Below are 15690 nucleotides of genomic sequence, written 5' to 3'. Positions count from 1 at the left end.
GCTGACCCCATGCTAAAATCGACGTCGCAAAGTAGGCCAGGCAGTCGCGGCTTTTCCGGTTTCGGCCGGAGAGGGCGAGGAAAGTCCGGACTCCACCAGGCAGGGTGATGGCTAACGGCCATCCGTGGCGACACGCGGAACAGGGCAACAGAAAGCAAACCGCCGATGGCCCCGGGCGCAAGTCCGGGGATCAGGTAAGGGTGAAACGGTGCGGTAAGAGCGCACCGCGGCTGCTGCAAGGCAGACCGGCAAGGTAACCTCCACCCGGAGCAATTCCAAGTAGGCAGGCGCGCATCTTCGCGATGCAGGACGGTGCCTCCGTCTCGTCTGCGGGTAGGAAGCTTGAGCGCGCCAGTAATGGCGCGACTAGAGGAATGGCTGCCACGCGCGTTACGCTTTCGGGCGTGAGGCGTGCACAGAATCCGGCTTATCGGCCTGCTTTGTGAGATTCAAAAAGAAAGCCGGCGTCAGTGATGACGCCGGCTTTTTTTCCTTCTTGTTTCTTCTTCGATGCCCGGAACTCAGCTCGCGACGATATCGAAGGAATGCGTCAGCTCGGCGGTTTTCGCCAGCATGATGGACGCCGAGCAATATTTGTCGTGCGAGAGCGTGATCGCGCGTTCGACCGTTGCGGGATTCAGGTTCTTGCCCGTTACCGTGAAGTGAAAGTGGATCTTCGTGAACACTTTCGGGTCTTCGCTTGCGCGCTCGGCCTTGAGCGTCACCGAGCAGCCCGCAATTTCCTGGCGGCTTTTCTTCAGGATCATCACGACGTCGTATGCCGTGCAACCGCCCGTGCCGAGCAAGACCATTTCCATAGGCCGCGGCGAGAGGTTGCGGCCGCCGCCTTCCGGCGCACCGTCCATTGTGACCAGATGACCGCTGCCCGTTTCCGCGGCAAACGCCATGCCGTCCTGTCCCATCCAGCTAACTTTGCATTCCATGAGAAAACTCCGGTGCCATAAGACACTTGTCTAATCGTGTTGATTGTAGCGTTTTAGCTGATTGTAGGAATCGCAGCACTGCATTCGTTTGCGTTTGCCATAGAGTTTTGTTGCATTGCGATAGATAAGATAAATCCGCGATTTCCCTACTGTGAGTGAGGGGTTTCGAGCGCGATTTGCCCCTGTGAAGTCTTTAAATTTTAGGTAAGTAGATGATTTTAAATAATAAATAATCTGCTGATGGCTTGTTTATATATTTTGCATTATGAAATTCAATCCCATAATGCAAATTTACTTGCTTTGCACAAAAGCACTTCATATACTTGCTCTCACTGGTTGTCGCAGTCCGACAAACATACAGCGTCTCCTCCACCTCCTCCTAGGTGGATTCAGCCCGAGCCCAAGGTTCGGGCTTTTTTTCGTCTGCTTTTTCGTCTGCTTTAGCGTCGATTTGTGTGCCGGCAGGATGGGCATTTGTCGCCGAACAGGCAAGTTTTGACTTCACGTCGAAATTTCCCTTATAATTCAAAGTTCTCTATCCGCACCATGCCCGTGGACGAGAAACAGGGAGAGCCCGCACGCGCCTCGATGCGCACGAACATACAAGCGGGACAAAGCAGGGCAGAATTATTTTTTGGATCGATCATGAAGACGTTTTCCGCAAAAGCCCATGAGGTGACGCGTGAATGGTACGTGATTGACGCGACGGATAAGGTTCTCGGACGTGTCGCCAGTGAAGTGGCCGCCCGACTTCGCGGCAAGCACAAACCCGAGTTCACCCCGCACGTCGACACTGGCGATTTTATCGTCATCATCAACGCCAGCAAGTTGCGCGTCACGGGCAACAAGGGTACTGACAAGAAGTACTACCGTCACTCGGGCTATCCGGGCGGCATCTACGAAACGACGTTCAACAAGATGCAAGAACGCTTCCCGGGCCGTGCGTTCGAGAAAGCGGTCAAGGGCATGTTGCCGAAAGGTCCGCTCGGCTACGCGATGATCAAGAAGCTCAAGGTCTACGCTGGCGCAACGCATCCGCATACGGCTCAACAGCCTAAAGCGCTCGAGATCTAAAGGGAGCCCATATGATCGGTAATTGGAATTACGGTACGGGCCGCCGCAAGAGCGCCGTTGCTCGCGTGTTCATCAAGTCCGGTACGGGCGAGATCATTGTCAATGGCAAGCCCATTGCTGATTATTTCTCGCGCGAAACGTCGCTGATGATCGTGCGCCAGCCGCTCGAACTGACGAGCCACGCCACCACGTTCGACATCAAGGTCAACGTGAACGGCGGCGGTGAAACGGGTCAGGCCGGTGCAGTTCGCCACGGCATCACCCGCGCGCTGATGGACTACGACGCAACGCTGAAGCCCACGCTGTCACAAGCCGGCTTCGTTACCCGCGATGCTCGTGAAGTTGAACGTAAGAAGGTTGGTTTCCACAAGGCACGTCGCCGGAAACAATTCTCGAAGCGTTAAGCTGTTTGGCGGTTTCGTCGTTATTACGGCGAAATGGCTCGAAAAAGCCGCCTGCGTGTATGCGCTGGCGGCTTTTTTCGTGGTGGATGCTCAACGATTGCGGCAATTTTTCAGCGATGCTTCTGTGATACCCCAGGCAGCCGCGGCAAATTCGGGATAGTCTGGAGCGATAGCCTATTGATTACATGGGCTTCCAGCACGATATTGAGATCAGCCCTACAATAGGCACTAGAAGCTTTTTTGGAGAGTTCGAATGAACGCTGTGACCGACACCCCCACGACCGAAATGCCGTTGCCGTTCGTTTTCACCGACGCAGCAGCTGACAAGGTCAAGCAACTGATCGACGAAGAAGGCAATCCGGAACTGAAGCTGCGCGTGTTCGTGCAGGGCGGCGGCTGTTCGGGGTTCCAGTACGGCTTCACGTTCGACGAAGCCATCAACGAAGACGACACCGTGATGGACAAAGCTGGCGTACAGCTCCTGATCGATTCGATGAGCTATCAATACCTCGTCGGCGCTGAGATTGACTACAAAGACGATCTGAACGGCGCGCAGTTTGTGATCAAGAATCCGAATGCAACCAGCACCTGCGGTTGCGGATCCTCGTTCTCGGCGTGATTCCGATTAGATTGCACGGCGTAATGCAAATGTGAAACGGAGCCTTCGGGCTCCGTTTTTGTTTGGTAAGCCAGCGTTTGCCTCGACGTGCGCTTCGGGGAGAAATTGCGTTGATGACGTAACGGGCCAAGTTCCGGCAGCACGCTTGGGCGAGCCATCATCTTCTCTTTTGCGCTGATAGCGTCTTCGCCAACAACAGGTTGCTGGCGGTGGGCAGCCCTCACCGCGGATAAATCGCTCCCAGAACCCGTTCTCCCGCTGCGCCTGTCACCGTCGAGACGTTGCCCGGCTGACGGGCCACGCAGCGCATTGCGAGCCATGCAAACGCCAACGCTTCAACCTGCTGTGGCGGCACTCCGAGCGCGTCCGTGGTCATCACCGGGACGCCGGCTACGCCGCTTTCCCCAAGCGCCTGCTCGATAGCCTGCATCAGCACCGGATTGCGGGCGCCGCCGCCGCACACATAGACCGCGCGGCAGTCGGATGCGTGCCGCTCGATTTCTCGTGCGACGGTGACGGCCGTCAGCGCAACAAGCGTCGCTTGCACATCTTCGGGCGATACCTTTTCAAAACCGACGAGCTTGGCGTCCAGCCACGCGGGATTGAATAGGTCTCGGCCGGTGCTTTTAGGTGGCTGCTGTTCGAAGAAGGGTTCGTTGAGCAGTGCATTCAGCAACGGACGATGCACCTGGCCCTGTGCCGCGAAACGACCGCCTTCGTCGAAGGGGCGTTTCAGGTGCCGATGCGCCCATTCGTCCAGCAACGCGTTCGCGGGTCCGCAATCGAAACCGTGAACGCTGCCGTTGGGCGCGAGAATGGTGATGTTGCTGATGCCGCCAAGATTGCAGACCACGCGCGTCTCGTCCTTGCTGCCGAAAATGGTCGCGTGAAACGCCGGAACGAGCGGGGCGCCCTGACCGCCGGCGGCGACATCGCGGCTACGAAAGTCGGCGACGATGTCGATGTTGGTCATTTCGGCAAGCAGCGCGGGATTGTTGATCTGCCGTGTGTAGCCTTTTTCCGGCCTATGCCGCACCGTCTGCCCGTGTACGCCGATCGCGCGGACTTTCGCCGACGAGTAGCCGCTCATGCTCGCGAGTTCGTGACAACACACGGCGTAGCGCGTGGCCAGCGCGTTCGCTGCAAGAGCCTCCCGCTCCAGTTCGTTGTCGCCGGGCGCCTGGAGGGCGAACAGCGCGTCGCGCAGGCCTTGCGAGAACCCGACGTGTGCCTCGCCGAGCACAACGGGCGGTTTGCCTGCCGCGAACTGGACGGCAATACCGTCCACGCCATCCATGCTCGTACCCGACATCAGCCCAAAGTACACGCCGTCCGCCATGTCACCTGTTTCGATCGCCTCGGTCCGTCGCGCCACGTTGCTCTCCTGTTCGATGCGGGGTCGCCGATGACCGCTGTTCGAGCGGGCATTGGTGCAATTCGTGCGGCCAAAACGCCGCGATGGACCGATTATCCACGCATCGAGGCGGCTAGTTAAGCCGCTGGCCATCTGGCTATGTTTCGCGCCGCGCTTGCGGAGCCAAGGCGTTCGAAACATGGCCAAACGGTCAACACACGGGGAAAACGGGGCGAAGGCTGGCGACATCACGTAAAATCCGTTGCCTGAACAAGCGAATGCCGCACGATTTTCCGTGTTCGAACGCGACTGTGAACGAGTCTGGAAGCCGCGGCTGTTGCCTGATACGCGCCTGTTAGCGCCCCGAATAAATCACCCGAAAAAGTTGCAAGCATGACCACTGAACCGAACGACTCTCCGGCTTCGGCTGCGAAAACCTTGCCCCTCACCGACGAAGTGCAGGCCGCGCTTGCCATCGCGAAACGGGGCTGTGACGAACTGCTGATCGAAGCTGAGTTCGCGCAGAAGCTCGCTCGCAGCGCCGCGAGCGGCAAGCCGCTGCGCATCAAGCTTGGCCTCGACCCGACCGCACCTGATATCCATATTGGCCATACCGTTGTCCTGAACAAGATGCGTCAGTTGCAGGACCTCGGCCATACGGTGATCTTCCTGATCGGCGACTTCACGTCGCTGATCGGCGATCCGTCGGGGCGTAACGCCACGCGTCCACCGCTTACGCGTGAGCAGATCGAGTCGAACGCGAAGACCTATTTCGAGCAGGCCGCGCTCGTGCTGGATCGTGAGAAGACCGAGATTCGCTACAACAGCGAATGGTCCATGCCGCTGGGCGCCGACGGCATGATCAAGCTCGCGTCACGCTACACGGTCGCGCGAATTCTTGAGCGCGAGGATTTCACGAAGCGCTACCAGGGCGGCATGCCCATCTCGATCCACGAACTGCTGTATCCGCTGATGCAGGGTTACGACTCGGTTGCGCTGAACGCCGATCTCGAACTCGGCGGCACGGACCAGAAATTCAATCTGCTGGTCGGTCGCGAACTGCAAAAGCAATATGGCCAGGAGCAGCAATGCATCTTGACCATGCCGCTGCTGGAAGGGCTGGATGGCGTCGAGAAGATGTCGAAGTCGAAGCACAACTACATTGGCATCAGCGAGAAGCCCACCGACATGTTCGGCAAGCTGATGAGCATCTCCGACACGCTCATGTGGCGCTACTTCGAGCTGCTGTCGTTTAGAAGTATCGAAGAGATTGCGCGCTTCAAGAGCGAAGCCGAGGGCGGTCGTAATCCGCGCGATTTCAAGGTGCTGCTCGGGCAGGAAATTGTCGGGCGTTTCCATTCGCCTGCTGACGCTGAACGGGCGCTGGAAGACTTCAACCATCGTGCAAAGGGTGGGGTGCCAGACGAGATTCCGTCGGTGACGCTCAGCGGCGCACCGCTTGCCATCGGGCAGTTGCTGAAGCAAGCCGGGCTGGTGCCTTCGACTAGCGAGGCGCTCCGCAATATCGAGCAGGCTGGCGTGAAGATCGACGGCGTGACGGTGTCCGACAAGGGCTTGAGGATCGAGGCGGGCGAGTTTGTCGTGCAGGTCGGCAAACGCCGTTTCGCACGCGTCACGCTGACGGCGTAAGCGTGTGATCGCACTCATCCAGCGTGTTTTGCGAGCCGACGTGCGCGTGGGTGAGCGAATAACGGGTGCGATCGATGCCGGCTTGCTGGCGCTGGTGTGCGCGGAGCGTGGCGACACGCCCGCGGTTGCAGGCAAGCTGCTGGCAAAGATGCTCGCGTATCGCGTGTTTAGCGACGCTGCCGGCAAGATGAATCTGCCGGTGCGGGATATAGACGGCAACGGGCGCGCGGGCGGGGTGTTGCTCGTGTCGCAATTCACCCTCGCGGCCGATACCTCCAGCGGGCTGCGGCCAAGCTTCACGCCGGCCGCGCCGCCCGAGGAAGGCCGCAGGCTGTTCGACTACTTCGTGGCGCAGGCGCGCGCCGCGCATCCCATTGTCGAGACGGGCGAGTTCGGCGCGGACATGCAGGTCTCGCTGGTGAACGACGGGCCGGTCACGTTCTGGCTGCAAGTACGTTCCTGAGACGTCCCCGAGACGCTCCTGAATTTTGTCACCGCACCTGTCGGCCGGGTGCACCTTCCGGAGTTTCACATATCCCATGACCACGAAAGTCCTCTTCATCAGGCATGGCGAAACCGACTGGAATCGGATCAAACGCATTCAGGGGCATATTGATATTCCACTGGCTGCGAGTGGCGTGGCGCAAGCCGGGCAGCTTGCGCGGCGTCTCCTGCAGGAGTCGAAGGCCGGCGCGCGGCTCGACGCAGTGTATTGCAGCGATCTGCAACGTGCCCAGCAAACGGCCAAACCGTTCGCGGATGCACTTGGTTTGCCGCTGAACCTGAGTGAAGGTCTGCGTGAACGGTTGTACGGTGACTTTCAAGCTCATAGTGGTGAAGAGATCCGCGCGAAATATCCGACCGAATACGCGATTTGGCAGAGTCATGACCCGGATTTCACGCCACCTGGCGGAGAGTCGCAACGAGCATTCTCACAACGTGTGCTGCGCGCTGTCGAACCTATCGTCGCCGCGTATCCGGACGGACGTATCGCGGTCGTCGCGCATGGTGGCGTGCTGGACTGCATTTATCGGTTTGTGCGCGGATTGCCGCTCGAGGAGCCGCGCGGTTGGCCGCTGCTGAATTCGAGCATCAACGTGGTGGAGTTTGAGAACGGTCAGGCGAGGGTCGTGTCCTGGGGCGACGTCGAGCATCTTTCTTCCCCCGGCAGCGACGACGACCTGAAGGAAGTGCCGCGCTAGTCGGGCTTCATCGCTGCGCGGCGCCGGGGTCGTTGGGCTCGCGATACTGCCGGCAAGCCCGCAGCGCACGTGCCGCTTGACCATCTGCCCGCTAAGCCGGATGACTCGTCAGGGCGCGGACTTGCTTGATGGGACATTGCTTTGCTAGCTGCTATCAGGCTGTTTCGGCAATTGCAGCTGTTGACTCAGCTTTCAGTGTTGGCATCCCACAGCTCGCGGACCGGCCCGGCGTCCGGGGCAGCAAGGCCAAAGTGGCGATAGGTAAGCAACGTGGCAACGCGTCCGCGTGGCGTGCGCTGCAAGTATCCCTGCTGGATCAAATAGGGCTCGAGCACGTCTTCAATGGTGTCGCGCTCCTCGCCGATGGCCGCGGCGAGGTTGTCGACCCCGACCGGGCCGCCATCGAACTTGTGCAGGATGGCTTCCAGCAGTTTCCGGTCCATCAGGTCGAAGCCGACCGCGTCCACGTCGAGCATTTTCAACGCGGCGTCCGCTACTTCGGCGGTGATATTGCCGTCCGCTTTTACCTCGGCGAAATCGCGCACGCGCCTGAGCAGCCGGTTCGCGATCCGTGGCGTGCCGCGTGCCCGCTTCGCTATTTCCAACGCACCTTCCGGCACGATATCCGCCTTTAACAGCGAAGCCGAGCGCGTAACGATTCGCGCCAGTTCGCTCGCGGTATAGAACTCGAGCCGCGACACAATGCCGAAGCGATCCCGCAATGGATTAGTCAGCATGCCGGCGCGCGTGGTGGCACCCACCAGTGTGAAGGGCTGGAGGTCGAGCTTCACGCTGCGCGCGGCCGGACCTTCGCCAATCATGATGTCGATCTGATAATCCTCGAGCGCCGGATACAGAATTTCTTCGACGACCGGCGACAGCCGGTGAATCTCGTCGATGAAAAGTACATCGTTCTTTTCAAGGTTTGTGAGCAGCGCGGCGAGGTCGCCGGCGCGTTCCAGTACCGGTCCCGACGTTTGCCGCAGATTCACGCCCATTTCCCGCGCGATGATGTGCGCGAGCGTGGTCTTGCCGAGACCCGGCGGCCCGAACAACAGCACGTGATCGAGCGCCTCCGAGCGACGCCGCGCCGCTTCGATGAAGATCTCGAGCTGGCTCCGGATCTTTTCCTGCCCGACGTATTCCTCGAGCTGGCGCGGCCGCAGCGCGCGCTCGAACACTTCCTCGTTCGGCGAGACGGGAGTAGCCGAAATGATGCGTTCGGCAGCGAGTTTGTCGGTTTCTATCATGTGTCGATTGTACCGCGTGGCTCGAACACCGAAAGTTGGCCGATCGGCCGACTGTTGGCCGGATCAGTCGCGTGGGACACTGGCCTGACTAGCTTTTGGAGAGCGCCTTCAACGCCAGTTTGATGCCATCGGAGACGCCCGTGCCGGCCGGAACATTCTTGACCGACAGAAGCGCTTCTTTTTCGGAGTAACCCAGTGCCAGCAATGCATTCAGGATGTCACTCGCGTGGTCCGGCCCGCTTACCGTGCCTGGTGCCGTACCCAGATCCGCGCCAAGCTTGCCTTTCAGCTCGAGCAACAGGCGCTCGGCCGTCTTCTTGCCAATACCCGGCGTTCGGGTCAAACGAGCGGCGTCCTGCATCGTCACTGCCTGAGCGAGTTCCTGAACGCTCATGCCCGACAGCACGGCCAGCGCCATGCGTGCCCCGATCCCGCTGATCTTGAGCAGTTCACGAAAGGTCGTGCGCTCCTGTTGCGTGCCGAATCCGTACAGCAAATGCGCGTCTTCACGAACGATCAACTGGGTCAGCAACACGACCTTTTCGCCACTGTTCGGCAGGTTGTAGAAGGTGCTCATAGGTACGGCGATTTCGTAGCCTACGCCGCCGCAATCAACGAGCAAGTACGGCGGATTTTTTTCCAGCAAAACGCCTGCTATGCGACCAATCATGGTGAGGAACTTGTAGTGGAGTTAACCGACAAGGCGGCCGTGCCGTACGCGCAGGCCCTTTTTAGCCAGCGATGGCGCGATCTCGCCGAGTGCTGTCATCGCGCCGCCGGCGTGCGCGTGGCAGATGGCCATGCCGAGCGCGTCGGCCGCGTCGGTGCTGGGCACCCCTGTAAGCGCGAGCAAGCGGACGACCATTTGCTGCATTTGTTCTTTCGTGGCGCGGCCATAGCCCACCACGGCTTGCTTCAACTGCAAAGCCGTGTATTCGGCGACCGGCACGCCGCTCGCGACCAAGCCACAAATTGCTGCGCCACGAGCCTGGCCGAGCAACAGCGTGGATTGCGGATTGACGTTGACAAACACTTTTTCGATCGCGGACTGGTCGGGCGCGTGTTGCCGGACAAGCGTCGAGATACCTTCGAAGATCGTGTGGAGACGCGACGGCAAATCCGCGTCGGCGGTCTTGATGACGCCGCTCGTCACGTAGGTCAGCGTTTGGCCGGTTTTGTCGATGACGCCGAAACCAGTCACACGCAGGCCCGGGTCAATACCGAGAATTCTCATGGAGTGCCGTTGGAACGTAGTGCTTGCGATACTAACAGCGCGGCGCGGAAAGTAAAAAGCCCGGTGTGCCTGCCGGCCACCGGGCTATCCGAAGGCGAAACGTACTCAGTGACGGAAGTGACGCGTTCCGGTCAGCACCATTGCAATGTTGTGCTCGTCCGCAGCCGCGATCACTTCGTCATCGCGCATGGAGCCACCCGGCTGGATGACGCAGGTCGCGCCAGCGTTGACCACGACGTCGAGGCCGTCGCGAAACGGGAAAAACGCGTCCGATGCCACTGCCGATCCGGCCAGCGACAAACCCGCGTTTTGCGCCTTGATGCTGGCAATACGCGCCGAATCCACGCGGCTCATCTGGCCCGCGCCCACACCAATCGTCATGCCGCCGCCGCAGAACACAATGGCGTTCGACTTCACGTATTTGGCGACGCGCCACGCGAACAGCAGATCGTCCATTTCCTTCGGCGTGGGATGACGCTTCGTGACCACGCGCAACTCGTGCGGCTGGACGTTCTTCGAATCCAGCGATTGGACAAGCAGGCCGCCGCCCACGCGCTTCAGGTCGAATGCGTTGTGGCCGTCGCCGAGATCGAGTTGCAGCAGACGCACGTTTTGCTTCGCCGCGAAAATCTGCTTGGCCGCATCGCTGAACGAGGGTGCCATGAGCACCTCCACGAACTGCTTGGCAACAGCCCGCGCTGCCGCTTCATCCACTTCACGGTTGAACGCGATGATGCCGCCGAACGCGGATGTGGGATCGGTCTGCAGTGCCTTCGAGTACGCTTCGTGCGCATCCGCGCCGGTCGCCACGCCACACGGATTCGCGTGCTTGACGATCACGCAGGCCGGCACGTCGAAGGTCTTCACGCATTCCCAGGCAGCGTCGGAGTCCGCAATGTTGTTGTACGACAGTTCCTTGCCCTGCAACTGCTTGTAGTTCGCGAGCGCGCCGGGGAGTGTCGTCAGGTCGCGATAGAACGCAGCGCTTTGATGCGGGTTCTCGCCGTAACGCAGGTCCTGCACCTTGGTGAACGCGAGGTTGAACGTCGACGGGTAAGTGTTGCGGCTCTTGTGCTGCAGTTCGTCGGTCAGGCTCGTCAGGTAATTCGTGATCGCGCCGTCGTATTGTGCGGTGTGCGCGAACACCTTGGTGGCGAGCTTGAAGTTCGTTGCGTAGCTGACCGTGTTTTTAGCCGCGCGCATTTCCTCGAGGACCGTCGCGTAATCCGACGGATCGACGATTACCGTCACGTCACGATGGTTCTTCGCTGCCGAACGCAGCATGGTCGGGCCGCCAATATCGATATTCTCGATCGCGTCTTCCAGCGAGCATTCTTCCTTCGATACCGTCTGCACGAACGGATACAGGTTCACCACCAGCAGGTCGATGGTCGGAATGCCGTGTTGTTCGAGTGCGGCCATGTGCTCCGGAAGATCGCGGCGCGCCAGAATGCCGCCGTGAACCTTCGGGTGCAGCGTTTTCACGCGGCCGTCGAGCATCTCCGGGAACCCGGTGTAGTCGGCGACTTCGGTGACGGGCAGACCGGCATTGGCCAGGAGTTTTGCAGTGCCGCCGGTCGAGAGCAGGCTGACGCCTAGCTCCGACAGCGATTTCGCAAATTCGACAATGCCAGACTTGTCGGAAACGGAAAGGAGCGCTTGCTTGATCATGATGGGAACGGCGGAGGCCGGTAGGGGAGTCGAGGGAATCAGGAAATTCGGGTCGACCGCCGTACGCCGCGACGGTCCGGATTAAATCTGGTGCTTCAGATGAGGCCGTGTTGTTGCAGCTTCTTGCGCAGCGTGTTGCGGTTGATGCCGAGAAACTCCGCCGCGAGCGACTGGTTGCCTTCGGCTTGCTTCAGCACAACTTCCAGCATGGGTTTCTCGACGCACGAAATCACCATCTCGTAGACGTCGTGCGGTTTGGAGCCGTCCAGGTCCTGGAAATAATTATCCAGGCTCTGGCGGACGCATTGTTCTATGTGATGTCTACTCATGCGGCTAGTCGGTCTGTGTGGTTCTGCCCGTCGCACGATTCTTCCGCTTCGTCGTTGCCGCCGCGGTCGCTGTCTGCGTCGAGTTCTTCGACATAGACGAGACGGTCGGACAACGCCTTTTGAGCGTTGAAGAATTCGTTCACGGCGAGCAATTGTTCTCGTGTGGAATCCAGCGTGTTCATCCGATGTCTGAACGTGTTGGCGCCGGAAAGGCCGCGAGTGTACCAGCCGATGTGTTTGCGCGCTGTACGAACGCCCGTGAATTCGCCATAGAAATCATAGTGATCTTCGAGATGCTCATTCATCAGTTGCTGGATCTCGTCGATACGCGGCGCGGGCAAATGTTCGCCCGTTGCCAGAAAATGTTCGATCTCGCGAAAGAGCCACGGGCGCCCCTGCGCGGCACGTCCAATCATGATTGCGTCCGCACCGGTTACGGCCAGCACGTGGCGCGCTTTTTCAGGCGTGGCGATGTCGCCGTTGGCTACCACCGGAATGCGCACGGACGCTTTGACGGCGGCAATGGTCTCGTATTCCGCGTCGCCCTTGTAGAGATCGGCGCGAGTGCGACCGTGCACGGTCAGCATGGCAATGCCCGCATCCTGTGCAATGCGCGCAATGTTGAGCGCGTTTTTGTTCTCGCGATTCCAGCCCGTGCGGATCTTCAGCGTGACGGGCACCGCGTCCGGGCCAACGCCGACTGCGTTCACCACGGCCTGCACGATCTGCGCGACCAGCGTTTCGTTTTGCAGCAATGCTGACCCGGCCGCCACATTGCAGACTTTCTTGGCTGGGCAGCCCATGTTGATGTCGATAATCTGCGCGCCGTTCGCGACGTTGTGACGCGCGGCTTCGGCCAGCATTTTCGGATCAGCGCCTGCGATCTGCACGGAGATGGGCTCCACCTCGCCGGTGTGATTCGCGCGGCGGAGCGTTTTCTCGCTTTTCCACAATTGCGCATTCGACGCAACCATTTCGGACACCGCGTAACCCGCGCCCATGCGTTTGCACAACTGCCGGAACGGACGGTCCGTCACCCCGGCCATGGGGGCGACAAACAAGTTGTTGCGCAAAATATGGGGGCCGATGGCCGGTGTGGAAATGGGCATGAAACTCGCGGCGCCCCAAATGCAGGGACGCAAAAGCGCTTAAGGAAACGCCTATTTTAACGCGAACGTGCCGGGTCAATTAAGTCCAATCGTCGCGCAAGTTGTTAAATCTTCTATGAATATCGCGAACGTCATAGAGGAAAAGCTCAACTATGGGCAGATGAATGCAGTGCGGAGAAAGCATCTTTGACCTGATCGATACGCGCTGATCGCACGGATTCCCCGGGTCAGCGCCGTTGCCCGAACATCATCTGTCGCGCCAGCACGGTTTTAACCGGCGGGACCAGTTCTAACGCGCTCAACGCCAACCCGCGCATCGCGGCGAGTGGCGCGAAATCGACGGTGAAAAGACGCGCGAGTGTATCGGTTGCGCCAATCGTCATGCGCCGGTCCAATGCGCGCCGTTGAGCAAAAAGACTCAATGCGACGGTGGTCGGGCCGTTGGTCGATAACGCGTCGCAGAGCGCGTGGGCGTCGCGCAAGCCCAGATTGAGTCCTTGCCCTGCAACGGGATGCAGCGTTTGCGCCGCGTTTCCGATAGCGACCGTGCGCCGGTCGACCAGCGCATTCAACGCATTCAGCCCAAGCGGGAACATCGCGCGGCCGGTGATGCGCGTGAAGCGGCCCATGCGCTCGCCGAAGGCCGAGCCGAGCTCCGCGAGGAATGCATCGTCGGGGAGTTGCGAGCGGCGTGCCGCTTCTTCAGGATCACAGCACCAGACAAGCGCGTAGTCCGCCTGGCGCGCGCCGCCGCATGGCAGCAGTGCGATCGGCCCTTCGGGCGTGAAGCGTTCCCACGCGACGCCGGGCTGCGGCGACGATACGCTCACGGTCCCAACAATAGCCGTCTGGCCATAATCGCGTGTGTTCTTGGCCTCGGCGAAAAGCGCGGAAGAAGCGTCCGCCTCCTTGTACAACCCACCTTCGGCGTTCACCAGAACGCGAGCGCGGATCGTCCGGTCGTCGGTTGCCGAACGAATTGGGAGCGTGACGCCATCGTGGTCGTGCAAGGGTGTGGATGCCGTGGTTTCCGTGAACCAGTGCACGCCGGTTTTGCTGACGGCTTGAGCGAGGGTTGTAACAAGCGAGCCGTAACGCACGAGGTAGCCGAGCGCAGGCAAACCGTGTTCATCGTGATCGATCAGCGTGCGGCCGAACTGGCCACGTTGTGAAACGTGAATGCGTTTGATCGGGGTGGCATCGGCGGGAAAACCGAGCGATGACTCGAGCATCGCGCGGCTGCCATGCGACACCGCGATGGCACGCGGATCAGCCGACGCCGCCCCGGGCTCGCGTGCATCAATCAACGCCACCGACAAGCGCGACGTTGCGCTCCTTTTCGCCAGCCAGCCCGCGAGCGCGAGCCCGACAGGACCCGCACCGACAATGGCGATATCGAAGTGATAATCGGCAGGCGGTGCGTGGCCGATAGTTTCCGCAGTTTCAATTTGCATCTGGCGTTTGCGCATCGCGCATCAAGGCTTCGATTTCGTCGGCATCCACCGGCACTTCGCGGGTCATCAACTCGCAGCCATTGGCTGTGACAATCGCGTCGTCCTCGATCCGGATACCGATGTCCGTGTACCGTTCGGGCACGTCTTCTGCGGCGCGGATGTACAAACCCGGCTCAATGGTCAGCGTCATGCCCGCCTTCAACGTGCGCCACGCGCGAGCGCCCTGGTCGTCGAGTTGCGCATGGGCGTCGCGATAATCGCCGGCGTCGTGCACGTCCATGCCGAGCCAGTGGCTTGTCCGATGCATGTAGAAGCGCTGATATGCCCGCTCGGCGATGACATCGTCGGCAGTCGCGAATTTATTCCGGTCGATGATCCCCGTGTCCAGCAAGCCCTGCGACAACACACGCACGGCGGCTTCGTGCGGCGCGTCGAAGCTGACGCCTTCGCGGGTTGCGTCGACGGCGGCATATTGCGCGGCCAGCACGATCTCGTAGATTTCCCTTTGCGCCGATGTGAACCGTCCGCTCGCCGGAAACGTGCGCGTGATGTCGGACGCATAACCGTCGAGCTCGCACGCGGCGTCGATCAGGATCAGGTCGCCTTCGCGCACGATTGTGTTGCCCGCCGGGTAGTGCAGCGTGCAGGCATTCGCGCCGGCCGCGACGATCGTGCCGTACGCGGGCGCTTGCGCGCCGCGTCGGCGGAACGTGTAGAGCAGCTCGGCTTCGATCTCGTATTCGTGCATGCCGGGGCGGCAGGTTTGCATCGCGCGCCGGTGCGCCTCCGCGGAGATCGTCCCCGCGCGCCGCATGATCCCGAGTTCGTGCGCGTCCTTGATGAGGCGCATTTCGTCGAGCACCGGCAGCAAATCGATCGCTTTCGTAGGCGCTTTCACGCCGGTCCGGCTCTGCGCCCGAACCGCCGCGAGCCAGCCGCGAACCTGCTCGTCGAGCTCCGCGGAACTGCCGAGCGCATAGTGCAGCGCGGGGTTATCGGCGAGCAGGCGGGGCATTTCCGTATCGAGTTGATCGATGGGAAACGCCGCGTCGAAACCCAACGCGAGGCGTGCGCCTTCGGGGCCGTAGCGGAAACCTTCCCAGGTTTCGCGCTCGGCGTTTTTCTCGCGGCAGAACAGGATGGCTGCCGGCTCGTCCCCCTCGGCGCCGGCGTTGAGGATCAACGTTGCTTCCGGTTCGGCGAAGCCCGTGAGGTAGTAGAAGTAGCTGTCGTGGCGGAACGGGTAGTCGGCGTCGCGGTTGCGCATGACCTCGCGCGCCGTCGGAACGATTGCCACGCCGCCGCCCGATTCCCGCAGCGCCGCGAGGACGCGGTCACGGCGGCTCCGGTAGACGTCGATGGCTAATAAGGATTGGGCTTCAGTCGATGAGTTCAT

Annotated in this window: 16 protein-coding genes and 1 other RNA gene; 7 read left to right on the top strand and 10 right to left on the bottom strand. The window is 60.5% G+C overall.

Going from position 1 to position 15690, the window contains the following annotated elements:
* The first annotated feature begins 28 nt into the window (after positions 1–28).
* An RNA gene (gene rnpB / locus ABH944_RS00915) (RNase P RNA component class A) lies at positions 29–446 on the top strand.
* Positions 447–521: 75 nt separating this feature from the next.
* Here rnpB and ABH944_RS00910 read toward each other — a convergent pair.
* Positions 522–944, bottom strand: coding sequence for an OsmC family protein (locus ABH944_RS00910; RefSeq protein ID WP_062090395.1), 423 nt, complete (start codon positions 942–944; stop codon positions 522–524).
* A gap of 645 nt (positions 945–1589) precedes the next feature.
* Between ABH944_RS00910 and rplM the strand changes: the two genes are divergently transcribed.
* From rplM to erpA, 3 genes are all read left to right on the top strand, one after another.
* Positions 1590–2018 (top strand): 50S ribosomal protein L13, encoded by a 429-nt coding sequence (gene rplM / locus ABH944_RS00905; RefSeq protein WP_031357525.1) that lies wholly within the window; start codon positions 1590–1592, stop codon positions 2016–2018.
* An 11-nt stretch (positions 2019–2029) separates the two neighbouring features.
* Positions 2030–2422 (top strand): 30S ribosomal protein S9, encoded by a 393-nt coding sequence (gene rpsI, locus ABH944_RS00900; RefSeq protein ID WP_056355701.1) that lies wholly within the window; start codon positions 2030–2032, stop codon positions 2420–2422.
* 253 nt (positions 2423–2675) lie between these two features.
* Entirely contained in the window at positions 2676–3041 is a 366-nt protein-coding gene (gene erpA, locus ABH944_RS00895; protein ID WP_031357523.1) for an iron-sulfur cluster insertion protein ErpA, read from the top strand.
* Between the two features lie 220 nt (positions 3042–3261).
* Here the strand turns inward: erpA and ABH944_RS00890 are convergent, their stop codons facing one another.
* Entirely contained in the window at positions 3262–4395 is a 1134-nt protein-coding gene (locus tag ABH944_RS00890) for an anhydro-N-acetylmuramic acid kinase (RefSeq protein ID WP_404604265.1), read from the bottom strand.
* A 393-nt stretch (positions 4396–4788) separates the two neighbouring features.
* Here ABH944_RS00890 and tyrS point away from each other — a divergent pair, with 393 nt between their 5' ends.
* The 3 genes from tyrS (at position 4789) to ABH944_RS00875 (ending at position 7247) form a co-directional block, all read left to right on the top strand.
* Entirely contained in the window at positions 4789–6045 is a 1257-nt protein-coding gene (gene tyrS, locus ABH944_RS00885; protein ID WP_404603975.1) for a tyrosine--tRNA ligase, read from the top strand.
* Positions 6046–6049: 4 nt separating this feature from the next.
* Positions 6050–6508 carry a D-aminoacyl-tRNA deacylase gene (dtd, locus tag ABH944_RS00880; RefSeq protein ID WP_404603974.1) on the top strand — a complete coding sequence of 153 codons (459 nt, stop codon included), beginning with the start codon at positions 6050–6052 and terminating at the stop codon, positions 6506–6508.
* A 76-nt stretch (positions 6509–6584) separates the two neighbouring features.
* A complete protein-coding gene (locus tag ABH944_RS00875) occupies positions 6585–7247 on the top strand; it encodes a histidine phosphatase family protein (RefSeq protein ID WP_404603973.1) in 663 nt (220 codons plus the stop codon).
* A 185-nt stretch (positions 7248–7432) separates the two neighbouring features.
* On the opposite strand, the gene ruvB is transcribed toward ABH944_RS00875, so the two are convergent.
* The 8 genes from ruvB to ABH944_RS00835 form a co-directional block, all read right to left on the bottom strand.
* A complete protein-coding gene (gene ruvB / locus ABH944_RS00870; protein ID WP_404603972.1) occupies positions 7433–8497 on the bottom strand; it encodes a Holliday junction branch migration DNA helicase RuvB in 1065 nt (354 codons plus the stop codon).
* An 88-nt stretch (positions 8498–8585) separates the two neighbouring features.
* Positions 8586–9167, bottom strand: coding sequence for a Holliday junction branch migration protein RuvA (gene ruvA / locus ABH944_RS00865; RefSeq protein WP_062090400.1), 582 nt, complete (start codon positions 9165–9167; stop codon positions 8586–8588).
* 21 nt (positions 9168–9188) lie between these two features.
* The gene (gene ruvC, locus ABH944_RS00860) at positions 9189–9731 is read right to left on the bottom strand and encodes a crossover junction endodeoxyribonuclease RuvC (RefSeq protein WP_404603971.1); all 543 of its coding nucleotides are present in this window, start codon (positions 9729–9731) and stop codon (positions 9189–9191) included.
* Between the two features lie 105 nt (positions 9732–9836).
* Entirely contained in the window at positions 9837–11402 is a 1566-nt protein-coding gene (gene purH / locus ABH944_RS00855) for a bifunctional phosphoribosylaminoimidazolecarboxamide formyltransferase/IMP cyclohydrolase (RefSeq protein WP_404603970.1), read from the bottom strand.
* A gap of 95 nt (positions 11403–11497) precedes the next feature.
* Complete coding sequence (locus ABH944_RS00850; RefSeq protein WP_031357513.1) at positions 11498–11731, bottom strand: Fis family transcriptional regulator; 234 nt, start codon at positions 11729–11731, stop codon at positions 11498–11500.
* Positions 11728–12840 carry a tRNA dihydrouridine synthase DusB gene (gene dusB / locus ABH944_RS00845; protein WP_404603969.1) on the bottom strand — a complete coding sequence of 371 codons (1113 nt, stop codon included), beginning with the start codon at positions 12838–12840 and terminating at the stop codon, positions 11728–11730. The genes ABH944_RS00850 and dusB overlap by 4 nt, the downstream gene beginning before the upstream one ends.
* A 227-nt stretch (positions 12841–13067) precedes the next feature.
* A complete protein-coding gene (locus tag ABH944_RS00840; RefSeq protein ID WP_404603968.1) occupies positions 13068–14294 on the bottom strand; it encodes a UbiH/UbiF/VisC/COQ6 family ubiquinone biosynthesis hydroxylase in 1227 nt (408 codons plus the stop codon).
* Positions 14284–15690 carry an aminopeptidase P N-terminal domain-containing protein gene (locus ABH944_RS00835; protein ID WP_404603967.1) on the bottom strand — a complete coding sequence of 469 codons (1407 nt, stop codon included), beginning with the start codon at positions 15688–15690 and terminating at the stop codon, positions 14284–14286. The genes ABH944_RS00840 and ABH944_RS00835 overlap by 11 nt, the downstream gene beginning before the upstream one ends.

It is taken from the genome of Caballeronia udeis, assembly GCF_044909315.1.
GTDB lineage: Bacteria > Pseudomonadota > Gammaproteobacteria > Burkholderiales > Burkholderiaceae > Caballeronia > Caballeronia udeis_A.
This window is presented reverse-complemented; position numbering and strand designations above follow the sequence as displayed.